Below are 14,309 nucleotides of genomic sequence, written 5' to 3'. Positions count from 1 at the left end.
GGGGACGCGGCCGGTGCGGTCCGTCCTCCCGCTGGTGGTGCGGGCCGGCACGGCGGCGCTTGGAGACATTTCCATGTCTTCGGCACGGTCATAGACTGGCGCCGTGGATTCCGGGAGGCCGCAGGGTCCGGGCGGCCGCCGGCGCCGCGGCGAGGTGACGGTCGCGGCGATCGCACAGCTCGCCGGCGTGTCCCCGCCGACGGTTTCGAAGGTCCTCAACGGCCGGTCCGGCATCGCGGTGGAGACCCGCGACCGGGTGGAGGCGCTGCTGCGCGAGCACGGCTACCGGCGCGGCGAGCCCGCGACCGCGTCGCCGAGCGTCGAGGTGGCGTTCTACGGCCTGGAGAGCCACCTCGCGATGGAGATCCTCCGCGGTGTCGAGCGGGTCGTCCGCGACCGCGGGCTCGCCGTCGGCTTCACCGACCTGCAGGGTCCTGCCCCGGGCGGCCGGCGCACCGCGGACCGGCTCCTCGCTCGCCGGCCGACCGGCGTCATCGCCGTCAACACGGCGTTCCGGACCCGGCAGTACGAGCAGCTCACCGCCGGCGGCGTGCCCATGGTGGTCCTCGACCCGACGGGTGAGCCGATGCACGCGATCCCGTCGGTCGGCGCCACCAACTGGAGCGGCGGGATCGCCGCGGCCCGGCACCTGCTCGACCTCGGTCACCGCCGGGTCGGCGTCATCACCGGCCCCATGGAGCACCTGTGCGCCCGCGCCCGTCTGGAGGCGTGCCGCGGCGCCCTCGACGCCGCGGGCGTCCCGCTCGACCCGATGCTGCTGCGGCACGGCCGGTTCGACTTCGACGACGGGGTCCTGCTCGGCCGCCAGCTGCTGGCGCTGCCGGACCCGCCGACCGCGATCCTGTGCGGCGACGACCTGCAGGCGCTCGGCGTCTACGAGGCCGCCCGGCTCCTGGGCCGCCGCGTCCCCGACGACGTCAGCGTCGTCGGCTTCGACGACATCGAGGTCACCCGGTGGTGCGGCCCGCCGATGACGACGGTCCGGCAGCCGTTCGCCGAGATGGGCGCCACCGCGGCCCGCATGGTGCTGCAGCTGGCGGTCGGTGAGCCGGTCGAGCCGTCCAGGGTGGAGCTCGCCACGCAGCTCGTCGTCCGCGCCAGCACCGCTCCCCCACGCGCATGACGCCACCACCGCCCGTGGTTTCACCGCCGCTGGTGACGGCACCGTCGAGGAGCAGGCGGGCGCGCTGATGCTGGTGCCGCCCGACGAGCGCGGGCCGGCCATGGACCGGTCCGCGAAGGCCGTCATCTCCGAGCTGCTGGCCCGCGACGTCACGCCGGTGCTGCGGCGGCACGGGTTCACCGGCCACGGCCGTACCTTCCGCCGGGTCACGCCCGGCCGGCAGGAGCTGCTCACGGTCGAGCCGCACCGGTGGAACAGCCGGCACGGCGGGGCGTTCACGGTCGACCTCGGGGTGTTCGTCGACGCGCTCGACGCCGCCGCGTCGCCGGCGCCGCCCGGGGAGCCGCCGGACCAGCTCCGGTGTCACATCCGTTGCGGGATCGGCGATGTCGCCGCCGGCGGGTGGTTCGCGGCGCCCGGCGAGCGGCACTGGTGGACGTTCGGCGCGGCCACCGACCTGCGGGCGCTCGGCGCGGAGGCCGGTGCACGGGTGCGGGACGGGGCACTGCCGTGCTTCGACCGGCTCGCCACCGACGCCGGCGTCCTCGACTGGCTGCGGCGGACAGTGACGACACCTGAGTCACCGTTGCGGCGGCCCCCAGAGAAACCGGCCACACCGGACACACCGGGGTCGCGGGCACCGGAGACGCCGGGGCTGCGGCACGTGTACCTCGCCGCGACCGCCGGCGCGCCGGATCTCGCCCAGGACCTGCTCGACCGGGTCGTCGCGGACGCCGGGCCGCGGCCGCTGCCGGTGCTGCGCGAGGCGGCCCGGTTCGCGGCGCTGCTGGACCTGCGCTGCCCGCCGCCGGTGGACGCCCCGACACTGACGGCGACGTTCACCGACCCGCTGTCCGTGGACGCGGTCCGGCGCCTGTCGGACAAGCTGAGCGGGCACCTGACCGAGCTGCGGCTCGGCCGCCCCGAGGACGAGGCCGCCCGGATCTACCACACGCTCACCCGCGACGGATCCGTGTGCACCGCCGACTTCTACGGCGCCACTGCCGAGGACCTCCGGCGGCCGCTGCGGCGCGCGGCCGCGAAACTGTCCGCGGACTTCGCCCGGATCGACTTGGCCTAGAAGTCCCTGGTGGCGTCGAACCAGCGGGCCGCCGCCTCGGTGAGGTCGCCCGCCGGGGTTTGCGCGGTCAGCCGGTGTACGGCCTCGCCGGCATCCTCCCGTTGCGTGGTCTCGATGCCCGGCAGCGCGTTGACGGCCTCGACGAACGCCACGACCGCCGCCTCGACGGCCGCCGGTGCCGTGGCGGCCCCGATCGCCTGCTCCGCCGCGCGGTAGGCCGTCGTCGCCGCCTTCGCGGTGCGGGTGGGCCAGCCGGAGAACGGCAGCCCGTACCCGGTGGCGAACCACGCCGGCTTGCGCAGCTTCGTCACCGTGGCGTGCGGCCACGCGGCCCGCAACCGGCGGCCGGCGACGTCGTCCACATTGGACACGAGGAGCCGTTCGAGGTCCGGCCAGGTGTCCAGGGCGGGCAGGCCGGTGAGGTCGGGGCAGTACGTCAGGTGCAGGCCGCTGAGGTGCCGCAGGTGCGCGAGGGCGTCCACGTTGGCCAGCCGCCCGCTGAGGGTGAGGCCGCGGATGTCCGGGAACCGCAGCAGGCTCGCGCAGTCGAACGGCTGCCGCAGCGGCGCGACCGTCACGCCGACCGTGCGCGCGCCGGCGAACGCGGGCAGGTCCGGCAGCCGCAACGGTGCCGCGTCCGGCGACGGTGCCGTGTCCGGCGCGAACGTCAGCGCCGGGCATTCGGCGCCGTCCGGGAGCGTGACCGTCAGCAGGTCCCAGTCGCCGGTGACGGCGAGGCGCGCGTACCGCGGCACCGGCACGTTCAGGTGCAGCGGCGCGTCGCGCAGCGTGATGCCGAACGTGCCGATGTCCGCCGTGCCCGCGTCGACGACGTGCGCCGCCCGGGGCCGCCAGTCGAACGTCTCGATCGGACGCCTGTCCGCCCAGCGGACGAAGCTGGTGTCGTCGCCGTCGTACACGATGCGGCGCGGCCATGGATAGCCCGCCGGGACGGTGAACGGGTCGAACACGGTCCAGTCGATCGCGTCGCCGGCCTCGACGACCAGGTCCGGCCGCGGCCGGCTGCCCGGCGGCCCGATGACGACGACACCGACGCCGGGCTTCCGCACGATGCGGTGGCTGCCGGGTCCGGTCAGCGAGATGGGCGACGACACCTCGCGACCCTACCCGTGCCCCGCACCGGCGGGCCCTGCCGGTGACCGCGGGCCTTGCCGGCGAGCGCGGGCCCTGCCGGCGGGCGCGGGCCACCGGCGGGCGTGGGCCGGACCACGGTGCGGCGGCCGTGGTGGGCGGGGGACAATACGGATCGTGAGCAGGATCCTCATCGTCGACGACGACGAGCCGCTGCTGCGGGCGCTGCGGATCAACCTCACCGCCCGCGGCTATCAGGTCGACACGGCCGGCACCGCCGCGGCGGGCCTCATCTCGGCCGGCAACCACCACCCCGATCTCGCCATCGTCGACCTCGGCCTGCCCGACCTCGACGGCATCGAGGTGGTGAAGGGCCTGCGCGACTGGAGCGAGGTGCCCATCATCGTCCTGTCGGCGCGCCACTCGGAGCCGGCGAAGGTCGCCGCCCTCGACGCCGGCGCCGACGACTACGTCACGAAACCGTTCGGCGTCGACGAGCTCCTGGCCCGCGTCCGTGCGGCGCTGCGCCGGGGTACCGCGGCCGCCGGCGCCACGGCCGGTCCGTCGGTCGTCACGACGGCGGCGTTCACCCTGGACCTGGCCGCGAAGCGCGCCGTCGGCCCGTCCGGCGAGGTGCGCCTCACCCCCACCGAGTGGCATCTGCTCGAGGTCCTGGCCCGCTCCCCCGGCACGCTCGTCGAGCACCGCCGGCTGCTGCGGGAGGTGTGGGGGCCGAGGTACGAGACGGAGACCAACTACCTGCGGGTCCACTTCGCCAACCTGCGCCGCAAGCTGGAACGCGACCCGGCCCGCCCGCAGCATCTCGTCACCCAGCCGGGGCTCGGCTACCGCCTGGAGCTGTGACCACCGTCCGGCACGGAAGGGGGAGGCTCAGCGCGGGGCGACGCGGCGCAGGCAGGCGACGAAGCCCTGGTCCATGCTGACGAGCTCCCAGCCGCGGCCCTCCAGGTATTCGACCGCCGTCAGCACCTCGTCGAACAACGCGTTCTGGCCTGCGGAGGGATTGAAGGTGGCGCCGAGCGCGGTCGACACCGTCATCGACGGGCCCAGGACGATGTACCGGAACGGGTAGCCGTCGAGGACGGCCCGGCCGGTGGCGATGTCGTTGGCGTGGAAGACCCGGGACGGGCGCGGTGGCGGTGGCACCGCTGCATCGTCGCACGACCGGCGGGCCGGTGCCGTCCGGCCGTGCGACGACGCGGTGCGTCAGTAGGTCCAGAGCTGGTTGGCGGCGCCGGTACAGGTCCAGATCTGCAGGCGGGTGCCGTTGGCCGAGCTGGGGCCGGTCGCGTCGAGACACTTGCCGGAGCCGGCGTTGACCAGCGTCGAGCCGCTGCGGGTCCAGCGTTGCGCGCCGGATCCGTTGCAGTCCCACAGCTGGATCTTCGTGCCGTTGGCGGTGCCCGCGCCGGTCACGTCCATGCACTTGCCGAGGGCGCGCAGCGTGCCGTCCGACGCGCGGGTCCAGTTCTGCGCGTTGGTGCCGTTGCAGTCGTACATCTGGACCGCGGCCCCGTTGGCGGTGCTGGCGGCGGCGACGTCGACGCATTTGCCGCCGTAGCCGCGGATCGGGCCGGTGCCGCCGGCCGGCGGGGTGGTGGGCGGGTTCGTGGTGCCGCCGACCCAGGCGTTGGCCGCGGCGGCGCCGACCGTGTCGATGGTCGCGTTGTTCTCCACCGGGTTCGGCACGCTGCTCGGGAACACGATGAACGTGACGGGCCCGGCGGTGCCGCCGCTGGCCGGGTTGGGGTCGATGCCGAGCGCGACCGCCAGGGCGTAGGAGCCCTCGCCGATGATGCTGCTCGGACCCTCGTCGGCGAAGACCGCGTAGGCGACCTTGCCGTTGTAGACGACGGCGGCGACGCTGCCGGCGCGGATGCCGTTGGCGGAGTACGTGAAGCGGCTGCTGGGCAGCGGGACGACGAAGTAGCGGGTCACGTCGGAGGTGAAGTACGCGCCGGTCGACGTCGTGAACGAGGTCTGCGCCTGGTACCAGGGGTCGGTCGAGGCGTTGCAGCGCGACGTGGAGATGCCGTCGCAGTCGATGTCCATGTCGGCGGTCCAGAAGTACGCCGAGCCGTTCTTGCAGATCGCGACGGTCTCGGCGGCGCCGTCGTCGGTCGCGTACTTCCCGTTGGACACCTGACTGCAGGTGGCGGTCTTGGCGAGCAGCTGGGCGGCGGTGGGTCCGGCGGCGAGTGCCGGGGAGGTGCTGGTCAGGGCGTAGGCGGCGGTCGCGACCAGGGTCAGCGCGACCGATGCGAGCGCCAGGACGGTTCTGCGCATGGGGGCTCCAGACGTCGTCGGGCGGGCGGCGGGGGTACCGGACAGGTAACCTGACTAACAGATATCTGTCAATACATCCGCGCGCTTGGCCTGGCGACGCCCGTGCCGATCCCCGGTCACGGCCCGGCGGCGACCGGAAATCCACTGGTCAGAGCGGCGATCGCGCGCCGGACCCGGTCGGCGTCCGGGGCGGTGAGCGCGACGTGGTGCAGGACGGCGACCGCCGCGAGGGCGAGGTCGTCGGTGTCCAGGCCGGCCGGGACCCGGCCGAGGCGCCGCTCGGCGGCCAGGTACCGGGCCGCGGCGGCCTCGACCGCCTCCAGGCCGGCGGTCCGCTCCCCCAGTACGGCGCGGACGGCGGCGGCGAGTCCGGGCTTCGCGGCCGCCAGCCGGGTCAGCGGGATCAGCCCCTCGAAAGGGACGGCGAGCAGCGCGTCGGCGAGGTTGCCCGCGACCGTGCCGGACCCCGCCCGCTCCGGCAGGCCCGCGACCGCGGCCGCCAGCTGGAAGGCGCGGTCGACGGCGTACCCGACGAGGAAGTCGTCGAAGTCGGCGAAGTGCGCGTAGAGCAGCCCCGTGGCGACGCCGGCCTCGCGGGTCACGGCACGTCCCGTGAGGTGACCCGGCCCCTCGGCGGCGATCACGCGCTCGACGGCGGCGAACAGCCGCTGCCTGGGCTCAAGGATGGCGACTCCGCGGGGCATCCCCGGATTCTAGGCGTTGCGCACAGAATGAGCATCTGCTCATACTAGTTTGAACACTCGCTCATTTCTTTGGGGGACACATGCGTGCGGTGATCGTCGGAGCGGGCGTGGCGGGTCTCGCCGCCGCCGTCAGGCTCGGCCGCGACGGCTGGGAGACGCTCGTCGTGGAGCAGGCCCCGGCCCGGCGCAGCGGCGGCTACCTGGTGAACCTCCTCGGCCCCGGGTTCGACGCCGCCGAGCGGCTGCTGCCCGGCCTGGCCGACCGCGACCTGGGCCTGTTCACCACGGTCCTCGTGCGCGCCGACGGCCGGGCCAAGCTCACGGTGCCCGCGGAGCTCGCGGCCGCCGCCCTCGGCAAGCGGGCCCTCACGGTCTTCCGGGGCGACCTCGAGTCGGCGTTGTTCGCGGAGGTACGACCAGGCGCCGATCTCCGCTTCGGCACCACCGTCACGGCGGTCACGCAGGACGACGACGAGGTCCGGGTGACGTTGAGCGACGGCAGCGTCGAACGCGCCGACCTGCTCATCGGCGCCGACGGCGTGCACTCCGCCACCCGGACCGCGGTGTTCGGCGACGGTTGGCGGGTGCCGCTGCCGTACGTGGTGGGCGCCGTCGACCTGCCCGGCCCGCCGCCGGAAGTCCCCGAACGGTCCGGCACGACGTTCATCGGCCCGGGCCGCACCGCGGCCGTCATCAACCTGGGGCCGCGACGGTCGTCGGCGTTCTTCGCGTACCGCAGCGAAACCCCGGGCTCGGACCTGGACCGCGGTCCCGCCGGCGCGCTCGGCGGGACGTTCGGCGACCTGGGCGGCGGCGTGCCCGGCGCGCTGCGGCACCTCGCCCTGAACCCCGGCGCGGCCTACTTCGACACGGTCAGCCAGGTGGTCATGCCACGGTGGAGCGCCGGCCGGGTGGTGCTGCTCGGCGACGCCGCCTGGTGCGTCACGCTGTTCGCCGGCCACGGGGCGGGCCTCGCCCTCGCCGGCGCCGACGCCCTCGGCGCCGCCCTGTCTGCCCACGACGACGTCCCTGCCGCCCTGGCCGGGTGGGAGCGGGCGCTGCGCCCCGAGGTCACCCGGCGGCAGGCGCTCGCCAGGCGCGGCATGCGGCAATACGCCCCGCCGACCCGCTTCCACGTCTGGCTCGGCGACGTCACCGTCCGTGCGGTCACGCTGCCCGGCATCCGGACCCTCGTCCGCCGCGCGGCCACCCGCTGACCGCTGCAGGGGCCGGGGCAGGGCAGAGGTCAGGGCGCGAGCGGGGTCACGGGTGGGCGGGGGCGGGGTCCCTGGTGGGCAGGTCGACCTGCGGGCGGGACTGCCACAGTGCCCAGTCGGAGCTGATCGCGCCCGCCGACCGCTGCAGGTGCGGCAGGTGCTTGTCGAGAAGCTCCTTCAGCGTGGTCTCGGCGGAGTTGACGGTCACGTTCATCGCCGCGCGGACCTCGCCGCGACCGTCGCGGATCGGGACGGCGACGGAGCGGATGCCGGGGGCGAGCTCGTTGTCGGCGACCGCGAACCCCCGCGTGTTGACCTCGCGCAGCAGGGCGTCGACGGCGCGGCGGCCGTGCTGGACCCATGGCTGGATGCCGGACCGGCTCGGCGTGGCGAGCGCGGCGTCGAGGCGGTCGGGGGGCAGTGCGGCGAGGAGGACCTTCCCCTGGGAGGTGGCGACGGCCGGGAAACGGGTGCCGATCTGCACGCGCAGCGCGATGATCTTCGGGACGGCGACGCGGGCCAGGTAGACGATGTCGGAGCCGTCGAGCTGGCTGATCGAGGACGACTCGCCGGTCGCGGCGACCAGCCGCTCCATGTGCGGGCGGGCCATGTCCCACAGGGAGAGGGCGCCCACGTATGCCATGCCGAGCTCCATCACGCGGGGGGTCAGCTCGTGCACGCCGGCCGTGGCCCGCACGTAGCCGAGCTCCTCCAGGGTGAGCAGGATGCGGCGGGCGGTGGGCCGGGCGAGGCCGGTGGCGGTGGCGACCTCGGCGAGGGTCATCCGCGGGTGGTCGGCGTGGAACGCCCGGATCACGTCGAGCCCTCGTGCCAGGGCCTCGATGAAGTCGGGTCCTTCTCCGCGCTGTGCCATCGCCGCCTCAATCGTGGTTGGAGTTCGCCCAGCGAACACTAGTCCTTGCGCAACGGCAACGAGGGGACGACGACGAGCCGCCGGGTGGCCACGCCGGCGGCCTGTGCGGTCCAGGCGGTGCCGATCTCGGACAGCGGCACCGCGTCGTGGTCGGCGACGAGGCGGCCGGCGGCGGCGTGGTCCGCGAGGTACCGCATGGTGGCGCCCTTCTCGGCGGCGCTGAGCTCGGAGTTGGTGTAGCCGAGGACGCGCAGGGAGCCGCTGCGCAGCGTCGCGGAGTCCAGCGGCGCGGTCTCCCCGGCGGCGCTGCCGAGGTTGACGAGGCGGCCGCCGCGGCGCAGGGTGCGCAGCGCCGCGGCGGCCGGGATCCCGAAGAGGGGGTCGAGGACCAGGTCGACGGGGCCGTCGGTGGCGTCCTGGAGCCGCCGGGCGAGGGTCGCGACGTCGTCGGTGTCGTGCAGGGCGACGACGGCGTCGGCGCCGCGACGGTGCGCGCGTTCCCGGGCGGCCGTGGACCGGCAGGCGGCGATGACCCTGCGGGCGCCGGCGAGCCGGGCGAGCTGGATCGCGGCCTGCCCGACGACGCCTCCGCCGCCGAGGACGAGGACCTGTTCGCCGGGCAGGAGCGCGCCGCGCCAGGTGAGGGCCTGCCAGGCGGCGACGGCGGACAGGCCGAGCGCGGCGACGAGCCGGTGGTCGACGCCGGCCGGCAGCGGCACGACGTCGGCGGCGGGCACGGTGACGACCTCGCCCATGCTGCCGTCGCCGGGGCGCATCCCGGCGTCGGTCGGGAACCAGACGGCGGTGCCGTCGTCGAGGGTGCCGACGCCCTGCACGCCGGGCACGTACGGCAGCGCGGGCGTCCCGAAGTAGGACGTGCCGGACGCGCACAGCACGTCCAGCGGCGTGATCGGGGCCGCGGTGACCGTGACCGTGACGGCACCGGCCGGAGCGACCGGCGCCGGGCGGGTGACGACGACAGGCGGCGCACCGCAGCGGACGATGGTGGCGGCGCGCATCAGGTGGCGATGTCGGGGTACGGCAGATCGAAGTGGGCGAGCAGGGCGCCGTACTGCTTCTGGTAGGCGAGCGGCTCGTCGTGGTCGCGTTCGAACATCGCGATGAACAGGGTCAGTGTGAGGAACGGGTGGGCGCCGAGGCCGAACAGGGCGATGTGGTCGTGTCCGGTCAGCGCGGCCCGCTCCTCGTCGGTGAACCGCAGCCAGCTGCTCGCCTCGCCGGAGTGGCAGTTGAGCAGGGACAGGCCGGGACCGCTCTCCCACCAGGTGACGGTCCCCGAAGGATCGTCCCGGTAGCGCTCCACCAGTGCCGGGTCTCTGTCCACCGTGTACAGGAACTTGTTCAGCAGGTATCTGCTCATGACAACGCCCCCTGCGGGTACCAGGTGAAGTACGCCTCCATGGTGTGGAACAGGTCGTAGGTGTCGACGTAGTCGGCCTTCACGCCGTCGCCGGCGACGCCCATCATGAGCATGAAGTCCATGAACCCGTGGGTGGCGTTGCCGGGCGCGTGCAGGCTGTCCAGGGTCACCTCGGACAGGCAGCCGTCGAGGTCGCCGTTGGCGATCCACTCCACGGCCCGCCGGTCGAACTCGGGGTCGGGGCCGTGCGGGCCGAACTGGCGGGGTCCGCCGAGCTCCAGGGACAGGTGCCCGGTGCCGACGACCGCGACCCGCAGGTCGCTGGGCCACGACTCGACGAGCTCCCGGATGGTCCGTCCGAGCTGCACGAACCGGCGGGGTTGCGGCAGGGGCGGGGCGAAGATGTTGGTGTAGATCGGCACGATCGGCAGGTCCGCCTCGGGCCGCAGCGTGATGATCGGACAGGTGATGCTGTGGTCGATGCGCAGCTCGTTGCTGAAGGCGAGGTCGAAGCCGGCGTCGAGACCCTCGCGCAGCACGTGCGCGGACAGGTCCTCCTGGCCGCGCAGCAGCATGCGCGGCAGGCCGAACTCGCGTTCCTCGTTGTACCAGTTGGCGTCGTAGAACGGGGCCTTGCCGACGAGGAACTGCGGCATGTTGTCCAGCCACAGCTGGTGGAAGTGGTCGGAGCCGACCATGACGAGCACGTCGGGGCGGGCGCGGGTCAGCGTCTCCCGGAACGCGGTGACCTTGCGGACCCATTCGTCGGCGAACGGCGGGCGGTCCTCGCCGGTGGCGGTGCTGGCCTTGAAGTAGAACGGATGGTGGGTCGAGGCGATGACCGCGACAACCTGGGCCATGGCGCGGATCCTCTCAGTCGGGTGGGTTGACGTAGCGGGCGTTGCGGTCGACGGTGCGGTAGATCTCGAGGCCGAGGCCGGTGCGCTGCTCCTCGGCGAGGTGCCCGAGGAGCCCGGCGGCGCGGGCGAGGAGCGCGAAACCGCGCAGCATGGTGACCGGCAGGCCCAGGTCGGCGAGGGCGGCGCCGCACACGCCGGCGCCGTTGAGCGGCAGGGTCCGCCCGAGGATCGCCGGGTGCGCCCGGCCGACGGCCTCGAACAGTCGCAGGTGCGGCCCCCGTACACCGGCGTCGGCGGCGATCCGGATCAGCACCGGCGTGCGGGGGTCCTCGACCTTGTGCACCGGATGGCCGAGGCCGGGCACGAACTGTCCGGCGGCACGGCGGGCGGCGATCGCGCCGGCGGCGACCTCGTCCCAGCCGGCGTCGTCGGCGGGGGTCGAAGCGAGCGACGACACCACCGAGTGCAGGAACACGCCGCAGTCCTCGGTGACGCCGAGGAAGCGGGAGCCGCCGCCGAGCAGCCCCGCCGCGAGCGCGCCCTGCAGGGACTCGGGTGCGCTGGCGTACGTGACCCGGGCGGCGATGGCGGTGGGCGTGAACCCGTGGTCGGCGAGCGCGACCAGGACCGCCTCGAAGACGCGGGTCTCCCCGGCCGAGGGCCGGCGCCCGGCGACGAGCCAGAACGCGAGCTCCCCGAAACCGACGTTGCCCATCAGGTCGGCGGCGAGGTCCTGGCCCAGCAGCGTGATGCGGTCGGCGTCGGAGGTGCCGATGGACGTGGGGAAGCTCAGCTCTTCAGCCATTGCCGGATCTCCTCGCCGTGCTCGTCCAGGCCGGGCGGCGGCAGCTCGTAGCGCGGCGGGGTCGCCGACAGCGTGATCGGGTTGCGGATGCCGGGCACCTCGCCGGTCTCGACGACCGGGTCGAGGCCGAGCGACTCGGCGAGGGCGACGCCGCCGTCGACGGTGTTGATCGGCGCGCACGCCACCCCGGCGGCGATCAGCTCGTCGAACCACTCCTGCTTGCCCTTGGCCCGCAGCCGCTCGACGAGCAGCGGGCGCAGTGCCTCCCGGTGCGCGGTGCGGTCCTGGTTGTGCTGGAAGCGGGGGTCGTCGAGGAGGTCCTCGCAGCCGAGGACGGCGCAGAGCTTGCGGAACTGCCCGTCGTTGCCGGCGATGACGATGAGGTCGCCGTCGGCGGTGGGCAGCGGCTCGTACGGGAACAGGCTCGGATGCGCGTTGCCCATGCGGAACGGCACGGTGCCGCCGGCGACGTAGCCGCTGCTGTGGTTGACCAGGCCGGACAGGGCGGAGGACAGGAGGTTGACCTCGACGTGCTGGCCGGCGCCGGTCGCGGTGCGGTGATGCAGGGCGGCGAGGATGCCGATGCTCGCGTGCATGCCCGCCATCACGTCGAAGACGGAGATCCCGGCGCGGAACGGCGGGCCGCCGGGGTCGCCGGTGAGGCTCATCAGGCCGGACACCGCCTGCACCATCAGGTCGTAGCCCGGCATCGCCGCGCCCGCGCCGGACCCGAATCCGCTGATCGAGGCGTAGACGATCGCCGGGTTGCCGGCGGCGACGGTCGCGTGGTCGAGGCCGAAGCGGCGCAGTCCGCCGGGCTTGAAGTTCTCGATCATGACGTCGGCGCGGGCGGCGAGGGCCCGCGCCGCCGCCAGGTCCTCCGGGTCGCGCAGGTCGAGGGCGATGGACCGCTTGTTGCGGTTGACGCCGAGGTAGTACGTGGAGACGCCGTCGCGGGTCGGCGGCATCCAGGTGCGCGTGTCGTCGCCGCCGGGCCCCTCGACCTTGATCACGTCGGCGCCGAGGTCCGCGAGGAGCATCGTGGCGTACGGCCCGGCGAGGATCCGTGAGAAGTCGGCGACCAGCAGCCCGCTGAGTGGTCCCTCGCGCTCTGGCGCCGCCATCGGTTTCCTCTCGTCCGCGATACGGACACTTGTCCGCCACGCCAGTCTCAAGAATGCTCCTCGCGATGTCAACCGCCGCACCGTCGTCGTTTGCCGCGCCGGTACGACACGGGAAGGCGAGGCGGGTGCCTTGACAGCGCCCGTGACGGGGCACACACTTTCGCCGATCGCTCCTCTGACCGCTACACGGACATCTGTCCGGAAGGAGTTGACAGCGATGGACGCACAGCCGGTGCTGTTCCGCAACGGTCTGGTCCTCACGATGGACGACGCGCACACCGTCCTGCCCGGCGCCGACGTCCTCGCAGTGGACGGGCGCATCGCCGAGGTCGGCGTCGGCCTCACCGCCCCGCCCGGCACCGTCGAGATCGACGCGAGCGGCGGCATCGTCATGCCCGGCATGATCGACACCCACCGGCACCTGTGGCAGACCGCGATGCGCGGCTACGGCGCCGACTGGACGCTCACCCAGTACTTCGTCTGGTACTACCTGGAGTCCGGCCGGCACTTCCGGCCCGAGGACATCCACGCCGGCAACGTCCTCGGCGCCTGGGAGGCGCTCGACGCCGGCGTCACCACGACCGTCGACTGGTCACACGGCCTGCAGACCCCGCAGCACGCCGACGCCGCCGCCGACGCCCTCGAGTCGGTGCCGGGCAGGTTCGTCCTCGCCTACGGCAACATCCAGCAGGGCCCGTGGGAGTGGGCGACCAGTCCCGGCTTCCGCGACTTCGTGGAGCGGCGCACGCGCGGCGCGCTCGGCTTCCAGATGGCGTTCGACGTGACCGGCGACCCCGCGTTCCCGGAGCGGGCGGCGTTCGAGGTGGCCCGCGAGCTCGACGTGCCCGTCACCACGCACGCCGGGGTGTGGGGCGCCACCAACGACGACGGCATCCGGCTCATGCACGAGCACGGGTTCATGACCCCGTCGACGATCTACGTGCACGCCGCGACGCTGTCCGGTGACTCGTACCATCGCATCGCCGCGACCGGAGGGTCCGTCTCGGTGTCGACGGAGAGCGAGCAGAGCGCCGGGCAGGGCTACCCGCCGACCTGGCAGCTGCGCGACCACGGCATCCCCGTGTCGCTGTCGATGGACACCAGCGTGTGGTGGAGCGGTGACCTGTTCTCCGCGATGCGGGCCACGCTCGGCGCCGACCGCTCCCGCGAGCACCTGCGGGCGCACGACCGGGCGGAGACCGTCACGCACCTGCACCTGCGCGCCGAGCAGGTCGTCGACTGGGCGACCCGCGGCGGCAGCAGGGCCCTCGGCCTGGACGGCGTCGTCGGCAGCCTCCAGCCCGGTCGCGCGGCGGACGTGGTGCTGCTCAAGAACGACGACTCCCCCGTCATGTTCCCGATCCTCAACCCGTACGGCCACGTCGCCTTCCAGGCTCAGCGCGGCGACGTGCACACGGTGCTCGTGAACGGGCGGATCGTGAAGCGCGACGGCAGGCTCGTCGGCGCGGACCTCGCCAAGGCCCGCCTCGACGTCGAGCGGACCGTCGAGCACCTCATCACGGCCATGGGCCCCGAAGCGTGGCGGCAAGGCATGAACCCGGACGTCCCAGCCACGAAGGTGCTCGACAACCCGTACATGTACACCGAATGGAAGAACCAGCCTTAGCCCTGATCCACCGATGAGATTGATGTGGCGGAGGCATCTCGGACGCGACAATGCCCCCGCGAGCTGGAAAGATAGAGGTTCTTGAGGCATCTA

15 protein-coding genes are annotated in these 14,309 nt (G+C 73.8%); 5 read left to right on the top strand and 10 right to left on the bottom strand.

Going from position 1 to position 14,309, the window contains the following annotated elements; translation table 11 throughout:
• Positions 1–103: 103 nt before the first annotated feature.
• Positions 104–1,144, top strand: coding sequence for a LacI family DNA-binding transcriptional regulator (locus ACZ6TV_RS51995; protein WP_465308597.1), 1,041 nt, complete (start codon positions 104–106; stop codon positions 1,142–1,144).
• Positions 1,145–1,211: 67 nt separating this feature from the next.
• Positions 1,212–2,225 (top strand): DUF4304 domain-containing protein, encoded by a 1,014-nt coding sequence (locus ACZ6TV_RS51990; protein WP_465308595.1) that lies wholly within the window; start codon positions 1,212–1,214, stop codon positions 2,223–2,225.
• Here the strand turns inward: ACZ6TV_RS51990 and ACZ6TV_RS51985 are convergent.
• Positions 2,222–3,340, bottom strand: a complete 1,119-nt coding sequence (locus ACZ6TV_RS51985; RefSeq protein ID WP_465308593.1) for a hypothetical protein — start codon at positions 3,338–3,340, stop codon at positions 2,222–2,224. The two genes, ACZ6TV_RS51990 and ACZ6TV_RS51985, sit on opposite strands and share 4 nt — an antisense overlap.
• A gap of 154 nt (positions 3,341–3,494) precedes the next feature.
• On the opposite strand from ACZ6TV_RS51985, the gene ACZ6TV_RS51980 reads away from it, so the two are divergent.
• Entirely contained in the window at positions 3,495–4,181 is a 687-nt protein-coding gene (locus tag ACZ6TV_RS51980; protein WP_465308591.1) for a response regulator, read from the top strand.
• Between the two features lie 27 nt (positions 4,182–4,208).
• Here ACZ6TV_RS51980 and ACZ6TV_RS51975 read toward each other — a convergent pair whose 3' ends face one another.
• From ACZ6TV_RS51975 to ACZ6TV_RS51965, 3 genes are all read right to left on the bottom strand, one after another.
• Positions 4,209–4,484 (bottom strand): hypothetical protein, encoded by a 276-nt coding sequence (locus ACZ6TV_RS51975; RefSeq protein WP_465308589.1) that lies wholly within the window; start codon positions 4,482–4,484, stop codon positions 4,209–4,211.
• 60 nt (positions 4,485–4,544) lie between these two features.
• The gene (locus tag ACZ6TV_RS51970) at positions 4,545–5,624 is read right to left on the bottom strand and encodes a ricin-type beta-trefoil lectin domain protein (protein ID WP_465308587.1); all 1,080 of its coding nucleotides are present in this window, start codon (positions 5,622–5,624) and stop codon (positions 4,545–4,547) included.
• Positions 5,625–5,740: 116 nt separating this feature from the next.
• The gene (locus ACZ6TV_RS51965) at positions 5,741–6,328 is read right to left on the bottom strand and encodes a TetR/AcrR family transcriptional regulator (RefSeq protein ID WP_465308585.1); all 588 of its coding nucleotides are present in this window, start codon (positions 6,326–6,328) and stop codon (positions 5,741–5,743) included.
• Between the two features lie 80 nt (positions 6,329–6,408).
• Here ACZ6TV_RS51965 and ACZ6TV_RS51960 point away from each other — a divergent pair, with 80 nt between their 5' ends.
• Positions 6,409–7,545, top strand: a complete 1,137-nt coding sequence (locus ACZ6TV_RS51960; RefSeq protein WP_465308583.1) for an FAD-dependent monooxygenase — start codon at positions 6,409–6,411, stop codon at positions 7,543–7,545.
• Positions 7,546–7,591: 46 nt separating this feature from the next.
• Here ACZ6TV_RS51960 and ACZ6TV_RS51955 read toward each other — a convergent pair whose 3' ends face one another.
• The 6 genes from ACZ6TV_RS51955 to ACZ6TV_RS51930 are packed head-to-tail and all read right to left on the bottom strand — an operon-like array spanning position 7,592 to position 12,589.
• Positions 7,592–8,419 (bottom strand): IclR family transcriptional regulator domain-containing protein, encoded by an 828-nt coding sequence (locus tag ACZ6TV_RS51955; RefSeq protein WP_465308581.1) that lies wholly within the window; start codon positions 8,417–8,419, stop codon positions 7,592–7,594.
• A 38-nt stretch (positions 8,420–8,457) separates the two neighbouring features.
• Positions 8,458–9,438 (bottom strand): quinone oxidoreductase family protein, encoded by a 981-nt coding sequence (locus ACZ6TV_RS51950; protein ID WP_465308579.1) that lies wholly within the window; start codon positions 9,436–9,438, stop codon positions 8,458–8,460.
• The gene (locus tag ACZ6TV_RS51945) at positions 9,438–9,800 is read right to left on the bottom strand and encodes a hypothetical protein (protein WP_465308577.1); all 363 of its coding nucleotides are present in this window, start codon (positions 9,798–9,800) and stop codon (positions 9,438–9,440) included. Before ACZ6TV_RS51945 ends, ACZ6TV_RS51950 begins: the two co-directional genes overlap by 1 nt.
• Positions 9,797–10,660 (bottom strand): DODA-type extradiol aromatic ring-opening family dioxygenase, encoded by an 864-nt coding sequence (locus tag ACZ6TV_RS51940; protein WP_465308575.1) that lies wholly within the window; start codon positions 10,658–10,660, stop codon positions 9,797–9,799. The genes ACZ6TV_RS51945 and ACZ6TV_RS51940 overlap by 4 nt, the downstream gene beginning before the upstream one ends.
• 13 nt (positions 10,661–10,673) lie before the next feature.
• On the bottom strand, positions 10,674–11,465 hold the full coding sequence (locus tag ACZ6TV_RS51935; protein WP_465308573.1) for a citryl-CoA lyase: 792 nt from the start codon (positions 11,463–11,465) through the stop codon (positions 10,674–10,676).
• Positions 11,450–12,589: a CaiB/BaiF CoA transferase family protein gene (locus ACZ6TV_RS51930; RefSeq protein ID WP_465308571.1), complete on the bottom strand. Its 1,140-nt coding sequence runs from the start codon at positions 12,587–12,589 to the stop codon at positions 11,450–11,452. Before ACZ6TV_RS51930 ends, ACZ6TV_RS51935 begins: the two co-directional genes overlap by 16 nt.
• A 217-nt stretch (positions 12,590–12,806) precedes the next feature.
• Here ACZ6TV_RS51930 and ACZ6TV_RS51925 point away from each other — a divergent pair, with 217 nt between their 5' ends.
• Positions 12,807–14,216, top strand: a complete 1,410-nt coding sequence (locus ACZ6TV_RS51925; RefSeq protein WP_465308569.1) for an amidohydrolase family protein — start codon at positions 12,807–12,809, stop codon at positions 14,214–14,216.
• The last annotated feature ends 93 nt before the right edge of the window (positions 14,217–14,309 follow it).

Source organism: Dactylosporangium sp. NPDC051087 (genome assembly GCF_055586325.1).
This window is presented reverse-complemented; position numbering and strand designations above follow the sequence as displayed.

Coding starts and splice junctions, on each gene's coding strand:
- ACZ6TV_RS51990 (WP_465308595.1), top strand. CDS start 1,212: ATGCTGGTGCCGCCCGACGAGCGCGGGCCGGCCATGGACCGGTCCGCG.
- ACZ6TV_RS51970 (WP_465308587.1), bottom strand. CDS start 5,624: ATGCGCAGAACCGTCCTGGCGCTCGCATCGGTCGCGCTGACCCTGGTC.
- ACZ6TV_RS51965 (WP_465308585.1), bottom strand. CDS start 6,328: ATGCCCCGCGGAGTCGCCATCCTTGAGCCCAGGCAGCGGCTGTTCGCC.
- ACZ6TV_RS51960 (WP_465308583.1), top strand. CDS start 6,409: ATGCGTGCGGTGATCGTCGGAGCGGGCGTGGCGGGTCTCGCCGCCGCC.
- ACZ6TV_RS51955 (WP_465308581.1), bottom strand. CDS start 8,419: ATGGCACAGCGCGGAGAAGGACCCGACTTCATCGAGGCCCTGGCACGA.
- ACZ6TV_RS51950 (WP_465308579.1), bottom strand. CDS start 9,438: ATGCGCGCCGCCACCATCGTCCGCTGCGGTGCGCCGCCTGTCGTCGTC.
- ACZ6TV_RS51945 (WP_465308577.1), bottom strand. CDS start 9,800: ATGAGCAGATACCTGCTGAACAAGTTCCTGTACACGGTGGACAGAGAC.
- ACZ6TV_RS51940 (WP_465308575.1), bottom strand. CDS start 10,660: ATGGCCCAGGTTGTCGCGGTCATCGCCTCGACCCACCATCCGTTCTAC.
- ACZ6TV_RS51935 (WP_465308573.1), bottom strand. CDS start 11,465: ATGGCTGAAGAGCTGAGCTTCCCCACGTCCATCGGCACCTCCGACGCC.
- ACZ6TV_RS51930 (WP_465308571.1), bottom strand. CDS start 12,589: ATGGCGGCGCCAGAGCGCGAGGGACCACTCAGCGGGCTGCTGGTCGCC.
- ACZ6TV_RS51925 (WP_465308569.1), top strand. CDS start 12,807: ATGGACGCACAGCCGGTGCTGTTCCGCAACGGTCTGGTCCTCACGATG.